The organism is Bacteroides sp. AF34-31BH (assembly GCF_003602795.1).
Lineage (GTDB): Bacteria > Bacteroidota > Bacteroidia > Bacteroidales > Bacteroidaceae > Bacteroides > Bacteroides uniformis.
The window spans coordinates 170,211-180,807 of record NZ_QTLV01000011.1; the positions used below are offsets into that span (position 1 = coordinate 170,211).

Consider the following 10,597-nt stretch of genomic DNA (forward strand, 5'->3'; position numbering starts at 1 on the left):
TTTCGTATTATGGCTACTCACCTACTTCTATTTTAACTGCTTGTTTTAACTCCACACTCAAAGAGGCATCATCCTTTAACGGTGTCCAGAACACCCGGCGGCATTCATTCTTCTGCAAAAGACAACGATGATAGCGACTGCCGGACAGATGCTCCGTATCGATATGGAAGGAACCGGTATTGACATCCCAGTCGGCTATCTCGTCCAGATTCAGATAAAGGTTGCGCACTGTGCCGCTGTTGAGATGCAAGCTCTGCGCCTGCGCTGCAAGCGCAGTGACATGGCAATCTTCCAGCCGGGCAAGGTCTCGCGTGCGGAAAGAGAGCGTATCGCAACGGAGTCCGTAGAAATTGGTTTCCATATCCTCCACATCTACCACAACCGCTTGTACCTCCGCAGGCAACCGCAATTCCATCCCTTCTGAACGAACCCTTATCCAAATGTCATTCTGAAGATGCTGTTCCAGCTTATCCTCCGGAAAGTCAAAGGTGACGAGCAGGGTATCGCCAACGGAAGTCATCGACATAAAAGCCTCCATATCCCCTGCATAGGAGAAACTGCCCTGCTGCAAAGAGTCTCCGGCAGTTACCTCCAACGGCACTTCCCCGAACGAGAACATACGCTCTGCCTCCACAATACCTTCTTTTTTCTGTTTCCACACCACCGGAGGCTGTGTCAGCTTCAACACCCTGCACGAGGGCAGCTGCACCGTTTTCCGTTCTCCGCCGATTTCCATAAAATTATCTTTCTGAGTGACATTGCGGTCCACCACATAGAACATGAGTCCGCATACCATTGCCACACCGGTAACCAGCATTCCTATCATTATATAAGTCGTTCGTTTCATAACTGTCTTCTTTTATTTTTGTTTCTTGATAAACTCCTGATACATCCCGGACAACTCCTCGGCAGAGATGCCCAGCGTGAAAATCTGCTTGAAGAAATAATCCACTTCCTCCTTCAGAAAATACTCTTTCCTCAACGAAAGAATCAGCTTACGTGCACCTACCGACACAAAATAGCCGATACCCCGCTTGTTGTAAATCACTCCTTGCGTCTGCAAGTAGTCGTACGAACGCATCACCGTATTGGCGTTGACCTCTACCACAGCCGCATATTCCCGTACCGAAGGAATACGTTCTTCCTCCTGATATTGCCCGAGAAGTACCTCGTCGCAAATGCGGTCTGCTATTTGCAGGTAGATGGCCTTGCTTTCCTTAAAGTTCATAGTTACCAGCGATTAATGATTTCGGACTCCTTGAAACGGAAATAGGCAAGCACCCAGTTGAAAAGGGCGAAAAACGAAGTTATAAAAATCAGCCAGCCGCCCGATGCCTCCCTGTCAATATAGGGCTCAGTCATGAAGAAGTTATTAGGCAGAATGGCCTTCAGGCACAATACAGCTATCAGGATATATGAAACGAAGATGCAGACACCGGCCGCAAAAGTCTTGATAAGTGCATTTTTGGGCCAGACCGTACTGCCCAGCAGGAAGAAAGACTGTAGGAAAAAGTAGCAGCTCAGGAATATCCCCACCACAGCCGGTCCGCTTCCTATCGTCTCATAGAAACAGTTCGTGTTACAGCAGAATTCCCACAACGGAAAGGAGTGAACGACATGCAGCTCCGGGTAGGCCAGAAGATAGAAGACGACTCTTGTCAAGTCCGCCAGCTTGAAAGCTATCAGAAAGACCAAGATAAAGCCGCAGGTAGCCACCAGCCAGCGGGCAAAGAATTTCTCGAACATGGTGGCAGGTGTCATGAGCACAACGGTACGACTCGTCTTGCTTTTCATCCTTTCCATGGCAAACGAGGCGCTAATGCATCCCCAAATGACAAGTCCCCAAAGAAAGAATCTGGACTCAAACTCCCAGATAGGGTCCATGCCCACAGCTCCCGCTTCCAGATTGTGATACTGATAGTATCCATTCCAGACAAAGACTATGGCCAACATTCCGTAGACCATCACCGAGCGGAGTATATAGGTCTTCCAATTCTCCACCATCTCTTTGCGGCATACGTTCACAAAGCGATGCAAACTAAAAAAGGTATCGCGTATCATTATTCATTTGTTTTAGTGTGAAACATTTCCGCTATCTTCCCAGGCTCTGCAAGTACGGCGCCAAACAGCAGTTCAAGATTAATCTCCGATTCCTCACCTTCCGTATTGGGCAGCATCAAGAAATTGCCTTGTACGGAGGGAAGCGTGTACAAGGCAGTCGCAGCCAACTCCCGGTCGTCACTCTCCAAGAAGAACAGCTTACTGCAAATGCTGGCAGTGGATTCGTCCAGCAATACGCGGCTGTTGTCCATAATCAGCACATGGTCCAGTACTTTGTCAATGTCACGCACCTGATGGGTGGAAATGACAATCGTCTTGTCGTCCGACATACCCGAAGCCAGGAATTTACGGAACTGGCTCTTTCCCGGAATATCCAGTCCATTGGTAGGCTCATCCATCAGCAGCAGGGAAGTATTGGTGGCCAGCGCAAAACTCATGAAGATTTTCTTTTTCTGCCCCATGGACAAGGCTCCCAAATCAGCATCCATATCCATCTCGAAGAAATGTAGGTACTTCACCATGTCTTCCTTGCTGAAACGGGGATAGAACTTACTGTTCAGTTCAATATAGCTGACCAAGGAAATAGGAGGCAGCTCGAACTCCTCGGGTACCAGAAACATGTCCTGCAACGTGACGGGCAACCGGCGGCGCATGTCGGTATCATGATACATCACTCTCCCACGTTTGGGAGCCAACAAACCGCTCATCAGATAGAGCAACGTAGACTTGCCGGCTCCGTTCTTACCCAACAGACCGTAAACCCGGCCGGCTTCCAGCGAAAGTGAAAAATCGCTCAGGACTTCTTTCCGCCCCTTGCGATAACTAAATGAAATGTTTTCTACTTGTAACATACGCTTGGATGAATTAAATATCTTATTGTTTATGTGTATTAGTATAATAGTACACCGCAAAAGTAGACATTCTTTTCAATACGACAAGCGTTTCAAGAAAAAAAATGCTCAGAAAAAGGAACAATTCTATTCTTTGGTTCGAAATTAGCCTCACACGCAAGAAGATTAGGACACTTCTGTATCCATTTAGGACTCTATATTTCCTGCCACTTGCTTTACATTTGCAAAGGAGCTAAAGACATGAATATGAAAAACGAAGAAAAGATTTACCAACTTAACACATACAATATAGCAGAATATACAAGTACGGACTATACCGACAACGATATTGCTATACTTGGAGATTTCAAGAACTTGCTTTTCAACAAGTATTTCAAGTTGAATGCAAACATCTATGTGGTCTGTGTAAAAGGAAGACTGCAGATAAACATCAATACCCAAAAATATGCTATCTACCCCGGTGAGATGCTGATTTGTATGCCCAATATGATTCTGAGCAATTACACAACCAGTTCCGACTTCAAGGGCGCCATGTTCTGTCTGTCGACCCAGATTACACAGAAGTACCTTCATAAAAGTAGTGACATATGGAACAAGGCTTTCTATATCAGCCAGAATCCGGTAGTACGCATTGACAAGGACAGAGTGCAACTGTTCGATTTATACTATAAGGTGATACGTGCCCGAATGAAACAGGCGGAGCTGCCCTACTACAAAGAAGTCATCAGGTCGCTGATACGCACCATGCTGTATGAGCTGCTGGCAGATTTAAACCAGTTGAGCACCCCTCCCGAAAGCCAAATGGTGAAGCGGAGCAACATTCTATTCAAGAGATTCCTCGACCTGCTGGCCTGCACCGAGGTGAAAAAACGTTCTATTTCCTATTATGCGGGTAAGCTGTGTGTTACTCCCAAATATCTTTCCACCGTCTGCAAAAAGGTCAGCGGAAAGACAGCCTTCGAGTGGATAAACGATTATGTGGTCGAAGACATCAAATATTTTCTGAAGTATTCCAATAAGTCTATCAAGGAGATTTCCGAGCATCAGGATTTCCCCAACATCTCCTTTTTCGGGAAGTATGTGAAGACACACTTAGGCACTTCACCCACGGACTACCGCAAGCAATCACTGCCTCCAAGGGGGACCCTGCAACAAAAAAGGAGGAGCTAAGAATCACTCTCCACTCCTCCCGACACGACAAACAACTAAAATTATTGCTATTTGATGCCGTCCAATGCCTTGTTTGCTGTGGCATTGGTGGGGTCGATAGCCAGAATTTTATTCCAGTACTCTTTCGAAGTAGCATAGTCACTCTTCAACAGATAGTAGTAGCCCAGATAACTGTAACACTCTATCAATGCAGAGTTGTACCTCGGTTCGTTTTTGGCAAGCAGTACGTCCACCACCTTCTCGTAATAAGGTTTCGCCAATCCCTCTGTAGTTTCGGGGTCCATGGCAGAGTGTGTGCGGGCGCGCCACATATCTCCCAAATAACTGTCGGGAGCTTGTTCGGCAACAAGTGCGAACACAGAGTCGGCAGCCTGCAATGCCGCCATGCGGTCGGCAGACTGAACGGAGAGAGTGTCCGAGGACGTACCCTCTCCGTAGTACAGACGCCCTAACTGGAATAAGTTTTCGGACGTCTTTTTATCTTGTGCCAGCGAGTCATAGTACTTTTTATAAGCAGCAATGGCTTGGGTATAGTCGTTTTTCAATTCATAAGCATCGGCAATCTCACGCCACAAATCCACCTGACTCTCATCCTTCTCCAATGCCTTACCATATTCCTCAATGGCCTGGTCATATTTCTTCAGAGCACTCAACAGAGCACCGTGATAGCGGTAATCCAAGTATGAATAATCGGCATTATCCGAAGCATTGAAGAAAGCATCGGCAGCCTTCTCTGCCTCGTCATAACGCTTGAGGTCGACATTGTTGTACATCACAAGCCGGTTGAATGCGGCATGGCGGGCATTCTTCTGCAAACCTTTCTGCGCCACCGCCAAGGATTTCTCGAAGTCGTGGTTCAGGAATAGTGCAAAAGCATATTTAAGGATGTCATCTTCCGTAGCCACGGGAGTATCGATGAACTTGGCATAGGTGTCGGCAGCCTTGCCAAAACGGTTGGTGGCGTAATACACTTCCGCCAGCTCCTTGTCTGCTTCCAGGCAATCCGGAGCTATGGCCTTCAGCTGGTTCAGCTTCTCTATGGCCTGCGAAGGACTGGCAGACTTGTATGCCTGCGCATATTTCAGATACGCATCCTTATAATTCGAATCAAAATAGATGGCTTGCTCATAAAGCTGGCATGCCTTTCCGATATCTTTCCGGGCAAAAGCGATGTCACCCTCGAGTACAGAAACTGCCGGAGCCTTGTTGTCGGCCTTTCTTGCCATCTCCAGATAGGTTTCCGCCTCTTTCAGCTGTCCTACATCCAGATAGGCACGGGCCACGGAAGTCACAAGCTCCACATTTTTCTTGTTCTTGCCCTTCAGCAGTTCTCCGGCTGCGTCGGAAGCCTGCTCCGGATTCGTCTTTATCAGACTTTTTACTTTATCCACCCCCGCCTGCCATTCGGGCACCGGCGTTTGTGCGGCGAGCGTACCTGCAAACAGCATCGCTCCCAAACAAAATACAAATCTACGTTTCATGTTAGCATTCATTTTAGTTATTCATCCTTGACGTTCACCACGCGCACCGGTTGGGTGGCGGGGACCAATCCCGACTTCAATATAATCCGCTGTCCCCGGTCGGAAGCGAGGAAAGAGGCAAATCCCCACGGAAGTGCGCTCCGCGGATCATTCAACAAGGCATAGATGCTGCGTGCCAACGGATAATCACCGTAATACAAATACGCCTGATAGGGTTTGTAACTGTTGTCCGGCATGGCCTTGTCAGCAGCACTGACGGACATCAGCCGCACCTCTTTACTGAAAGAGAGCCCCGTACTGTCATTCCGGTCGCTCAGCCAGTTCACGCCGATAATACCGATGGCATCAGGCGTGCGGGCCACGTAGTCAATCACCTCCCTATTGGTTTTCAACGCTTTCAACTGACTGGAAAGCGGTACACCCTTACAGATGGAATCGACAGCAAAACGTACGGTACTGGAGTTCTTGTTGTCAAACACAAGACTGATATCCCCCAAACGGGAAGCCGGATAGATATCTTTCCACTGCTTCGCATCACCCGTCAGGATGCGGCAGATGTCCTTCACACTAATCAATGAATCTGGATTGCCAAGATGGGTTATCAATGCCAGCCCGTCCGTAGCAATCTTTATCTCCTGCGGAAAAAACTTCCGGCTATTGAAGGAATTCATCTCTTCGGGAGTCAGTCTGCGACTGGTTATTGCCAACCGCAGACTGTCCTTGAGCAAGAGGTTGACGGCATCGACTTCCGTCACATAACGGGGCACAATTCCTGCCAAGGGGAACAGTCCTTCGAACACGTCAATTTCTTCCTGCACAATAGGCTGGAAACTTTCGTCCGCAGCAATTGCAATCACACCGGAGGTATACGTATCCGTTTGTCCGTCCTTGGGCTTGCTTTGGCAGGCCGACAGCAGAGTCAGCAGCACCAGTAAGCCTGAAAGCTGAAGTTGTTTCACCGTTTTCATAACACACACACTTATTGTAATCTAAACATCACCGGTATCGTATATTTCACCGATACGGCCTTACCATTCTGCTTGCCGGGAATCCATTTGGGCATGGACATAATCACACGGACAGCTTCTTTATCCAGATAGGGGTCTACACCTCTCAGCACTTTCACATCACGCACCTTGCCGTCGGCACCTACCACAAACTGGCAGGTTACACGCCCTTGCGTACCGTTTTCCTGGGCAATGGTCGGATACTTCATATTCTTGCTGATGAACTGCATCATCTCGGCCTGACCACCGGGGAACTGGGGCATCTGCTCTACCATATCGAAAACCTTTTCAGGTTCCGGTTCGGCCTGCGTCACCACTTGTTTCAAGTCGGCGATGTCCTTGCCGTGTTCCTCGTCATTACCTTTCACGTCGGCAATGGAGATGGCAACTTTCGTTTCCGTCAGTTCTGTCTGGCTTTTTATTTCATCCTCGTCCCTCACTTCCTCATCCTTTTTGATGACGGGAGCGGTAAACTTAATGGAGCTTTTCAATGCAGGCGGCGGTGGGGCCACGGGCTCTATCCGCTTCATCTCTTCCTGCTTCACTTCCGGTTCTTCCAGCTGCGAAAGGGTAGTCACTTCGGTCATCACCTCTTTCTGTTTGGGGGTAGCCATCTTTATCAGCGTAGGGATACTGAAACCTATCAATGCAATTACAATTACCAGTATCACGGCAATGTTGTGCCGTCTGGGAGAGGTCTCACGCATCTTATAGGCTCCATATGCTTTGTTCTTACCACTGAACACGAGGTCACACCATGCTTGGGAGCTTAAATCTACTTTAGCCATATTCTTTCCTTTCTTTGGGTGTTACACATCATTCAGCAATGTTCTGGGACAATTCGCCCTTGCTTTCGTAGTTCTTCATCAAAAACTCGTCGGCTTCGGCAATATCCGTTATCACATACTTACCTATATTACATATCTGCATTTCATCGAGAGCATCAATCAGATTCTTGTACGAAGACTTGTCGGTAGCCTTGATGATGACTGTCGGCGTATCCTTTCCGCTTTTTATCTCGGAAAGCTGTTTCCGGTAGTCATCCTCTGATATCTTAAGATCCAGTTTCTGCTGCTTCAGTCTGTTCACTTCGTTCACAGCAACTCTATTACGTTGCAGAAGCATTGCCCGCAGACCGTCCGCCTGATAGGTGGTTTCCTTCAGTGAGGTATAGTCCTTGTAGTTGGGTTCTCCTTCGTAATAATACAACTTGTTGTCATCGCCCAGCAACAGCGTAATGGCTTGGGAAGCCTTGACTTTGGTCTGCTGCTCCTCGGTGATGGTCTTGTCATTGCTCGGCATGCTTATCTCCATGGTCTGAGGTTTGCTCAGTGAGGTACAAAGCATAAAGAAGGTAATCAGCAACATGTTCATGTCCACCATAGGTGTAAAGTCCACCCTGACAGTCATTTTCTTCTGCTTGCTTTTTCCACCTTTCTTGTTGCCGCTTTCTTGTATTTCAGCCATAATGTTTCCTTTCTTGTTCTACTTGTAACTCGTAGCTTGTCACTCCTCACTTGTGGTCTTCAGAGAAGTAATCAGGTTGTACCGGTTCTCTCTGAGGTCCTGAAGTGAGTTCATCACATTTTTTATTACGGAATAAGGAGTATTGGCATCTGCCTTGATGGCAATGCGCAAATCACTGTTCACTGCACGGGCGTTGCGTACCCAGGCCTTGAACTGATTGTCAATACTGTCTGTCGGTATCCCCTCATTCTTCAATACAGCATCTTGCTGGTCTTGCGGCAAGTCGAGGTATTTCTTCATACTCTTCATCGGCACACCAAAGGTAGACGCCAGCATGAATTTTTTAGTTTCCTCCGGAGTGAAAGTCACTCCATACTCCTGCCCCATAGCTTCCAGCACTTCGCGCAAGTCGGACTGCTTGTCCAGACTCATAAATACTTTTCCGCTCGGATCGACCAATATCTGGAGTACATTTGTCTCCGGAATCTTAATCTCGGATACAGAGGCGGGAGTCGTTACTTGTACCGGCTCTTTCTTCACGAACGTAGAAGTCAGCATGAAGAAGGTCAGCAGCAGTACAGTTACGTCACTCATCGCCGTCATATCGATGAACGTACTTTTCTTTTTTATTTTCGCTCTGCCCATAATCGTTTCATTGAAAATTAAAATTGAGAATTCATTCGTTGAATAGATAATAGAAGCCTACGTCACAGCGCAGCTCCAACTATCAGCAGTCAACTATTTATGGGTAGCTGCAAAAGTCTGCACGATGGAGAAACCAACCTCATCGAGGCTGTAAGTCAACTTGTCAATCTTGTTTGTATAATAGTTGTAGGAGATAACGGCCAATGCACCGGTCAAGATACCGAAGGCAGTATTAATCAAAGCCTCGGAAATACCTTGCGACAGAGCCATGGAGTCGGCTGAACCTCCGGCTGCAAGAGCGGCAAATGAACGGATCATACCGATAACCGTACCAAGCAATCCCATCAATGTACCTAAAGTCGTGATGGTACCAATAATAGGAAGATTCTGCTCCATCATCGGCAGTTCCAGCGCAGTGGCTTCTTCCAATTCCTTCTGGATGGCAAGCAGTTTCTGGTCTTTGGACAGCTCTGTGTCATTCTCCATCTCGGCATACTTCTTCAAAGTGGCATTTACCACATTGGCTACAGAACCACGTTGTGAATCGCAGATTTGTTGTGCCTTCTTCATATCACCTTCAGCCAAGGCTGCTTTGATGTTAGCTACGAATTTCACCAATGACCCCTTACCAAAGGCAGCGCCAATGGCAATATAACGTTCAATACTCAGTGCGATGACAGTCAGCAAAAGCGTTTGAATTACAGGAACAATGAATCCACCTTTATAGATGGTACCGAGGAAGTTACCCGGCAACGGATGGTTGTTCGGGTCGTTGTTCATAAAGTTGGAGGGATTTCCCAACACAAAGTGAAAAATAAGCACGGCGATGATAAAACAGATTACGATTACCCAACCGGCGGATCTGATGCCTTTAAAAGAGGCTGCTTTTTTTTGAGTAGTTTCCATGATGAAAAGTTTAATTGTTGGTATTTAAATAGAGTTTTGAAAATAAAGCATAGGGATACGACTTCCCGCTTACGAACCGATAGGGCGTAATCATCCTTGCAACCTTAACTAACATATATGTACACTAAAGGTCACCTGCCTTCAGTCTCTTCAAGACAATAAGGAGAAAAAGGGGGAAATCAATAAGAAGAAAAGTTGGCTAAATCAAAATCCGCCGAAGCGTATAAATATAGTAATCACTGCCCGTCAATGCATAGTACGGGTCTTTATCTGAGTAGTATAATTTAGAGCGGCCTTGCACGAGTAGATTCTCGTGGTTGGATAACATCAAAAGAATGTTTCTGAGGAAAAGATTGTCTTCAATCACCCTGCGCAAACGCTGTTGATGAGAAGAGTAAGTTTCGGAAACCGGTTTGTTTCCCAGTTCGACATCCGTAGTCCATGCGAACTTGGTATTCGTGAACAATGAATTCTTCTTGTCAATACTATTGTCGGAAGTAGAAGAACATGAAGATAAAGAAGCGGAAACTTCAGCAGTTCCGGCCATTCTGTCATCCACCTGCACCAGGTCAATGGCTTTACCGCTAATGCTGCAAGTCAACATCAGTAGCATGCATATCCAGAATGTCTTTACAGTTGTTTTCATGTCGTCTAATGATTCTACAATAAATAACAGATGTCTCTCTTATTTGTTTTACAGCTATGTTACTTTCTTTTGTAAAAAGATTAAATTGTTCACTGATTAAAGGATTTACTATACCTTTTAATACACTGTAAAGGTACGAAGAATATATGAAATACGAAAGTGGAAATAGGATATAAAATACTGATTTAAAAGTTTTTAATCATTCATTTAGCACCTTAATTCGGGAATTAATCTGATGAATATATGATGAATAATTATATATAATAAGGTATAGTGATTAGCGGTAGAAACGGAATGTTAGAGGAGAGGTATATAAAACGAACAAAGCCTCCGTATCCTTATCAGACACGGAGGCTTCTTCTG

At 46.4% G+C, this 10,597-nt stretch carries 12 protein-coding genes; 1 reads left to right on the forward strand and 11 read right to left on the reverse strand.

The window, feature by feature from the left end; translation table 11 throughout:
• Positions 1 to 13: 13 nt before the first annotated feature.
• Genes DWZ67_RS15815 through DWZ67_RS15830 form a run of 4 tightly spaced genes read right to left on the reverse strand, consistent with a single transcriptional unit; the run spans position 14 to position 2,912 of the window.
• Complete coding sequence (locus tag DWZ67_RS15815) at positions 14 to 847, reverse strand: hypothetical protein (RefSeq protein WP_117879231.1); 834 nt, start codon at positions 845 to 847, stop codon at positions 14 to 16.
• 12 nt (positions 848 to 859) lie between these two features.
• Positions 860 to 1,228: a GntR family transcriptional regulator gene (locus tag DWZ67_RS15820; protein WP_005828614.1), complete on the reverse strand. Its 369-nt coding sequence runs from the start codon at positions 1,226 to 1,228 to the stop codon at positions 860 to 862.
• Between the two features lie 2 nt (positions 1,229 to 1,230).
• A complete protein-coding gene (locus DWZ67_RS15825; protein WP_009037280.1) occupies positions 1,231 to 2,061 on the reverse strand; it encodes a hypothetical protein in 831 nt (276 codons plus the stop codon).
• Positions 2,061 to 2,912 carry an ATP-binding cassette domain-containing protein gene (locus DWZ67_RS15830; RefSeq protein ID WP_005828621.1) on the reverse strand — a complete coding sequence of 284 codons (852 nt, stop codon included), beginning with the start codon at positions 2,910 to 2,912 and terminating at the stop codon, positions 2,061 to 2,063. Before DWZ67_RS15830 ends, DWZ67_RS15825 begins: the two co-directional genes overlap by 1 nt.
• A gap of 246 nt (positions 2,913 to 3,158) precedes the next feature.
• On the opposite strand from DWZ67_RS15830, the gene DWZ67_RS15835 reads away from it, so the two are divergent.
• The gene (locus tag DWZ67_RS15835) at positions 3,159 to 4,082 is read left to right on the forward strand and encodes a helix-turn-helix domain-containing protein (protein ID WP_120139295.1); all 924 of its coding nucleotides are present in this window, start codon (positions 3,159 to 3,161) and stop codon (positions 4,080 to 4,082) included.
• A 47-nt stretch (positions 4,083 to 4,129) separates the two neighbouring features.
• On the opposite strand, the gene DWZ67_RS15840 is transcribed toward DWZ67_RS15835, so the two are convergent.
• The 7 genes from DWZ67_RS15840 to DWZ67_RS15870 all read right to left on the reverse strand — a co-directional run bounded on the left by DWZ67_RS15840 (position 4,130) and on the right by DWZ67_RS15870 (position 10,234).
• Positions 4,130 to 5,575 (reverse strand): tetratricopeptide repeat protein, encoded by a 1,446-nt coding sequence (locus tag DWZ67_RS15840; protein ID WP_120139286.1) that lies wholly within the window; start codon positions 5,573 to 5,575, stop codon positions 4,130 to 4,132.
• A 5-nt stretch (positions 5,576 to 5,580) separates the two neighbouring features.
• Positions 5,581 to 6,531, reverse strand: a complete 951-nt coding sequence (locus DWZ67_RS15845) for a PstS family phosphate ABC transporter substrate-binding protein (RefSeq protein WP_009037283.1) — start codon at positions 6,529 to 6,531, stop codon at positions 5,581 to 5,583.
• 11 nt (positions 6,532 to 6,542) lie between these two features.
• Entirely contained in the window at positions 6,543 to 7,358 is an 816-nt protein-coding gene (locus DWZ67_RS15850; RefSeq protein WP_005828639.1) for an energy transducer TonB, read from the reverse strand.
• Positions 7,359 to 7,386: 28 nt separating this feature from the next.
• Positions 7,387 to 8,037 carry an ExbD/TolR family protein gene (locus tag DWZ67_RS15855; protein ID WP_005828642.1) on the reverse strand — a complete coding sequence of 217 codons (651 nt, stop codon included), beginning with the start codon at positions 8,035 to 8,037 and terminating at the stop codon, positions 7,387 to 7,389.
• Between the two features lie 39 nt (positions 8,038 to 8,076).
• Positions 8,077 to 8,682 (reverse strand): ExbD/TolR family protein, encoded by a 606-nt coding sequence (locus DWZ67_RS15860; RefSeq protein ID WP_005828648.1) that lies wholly within the window; start codon positions 8,680 to 8,682, stop codon positions 8,077 to 8,079.
• 93 nt (positions 8,683 to 8,775) lie between these two features.
• Positions 8,776 to 9,588 carry a MotA/TolQ/ExbB proton channel family protein gene (locus tag DWZ67_RS15865; protein ID WP_005828650.1) on the reverse strand — a complete coding sequence of 271 codons (813 nt, stop codon included), beginning with the start codon at positions 9,586 to 9,588 and terminating at the stop codon, positions 8,776 to 8,778.
• Between the two features lie 199 nt (positions 9,589 to 9,787).
• Positions 9,788 to 10,234, reverse strand: a complete 447-nt coding sequence (locus tag DWZ67_RS15870; RefSeq protein WP_005828652.1) for a hypothetical protein — start codon at positions 10,232 to 10,234, stop codon at positions 9,788 to 9,790.
• Between the last annotated feature and the right edge of the window lie 363 nt (positions 10,235 to 10,597).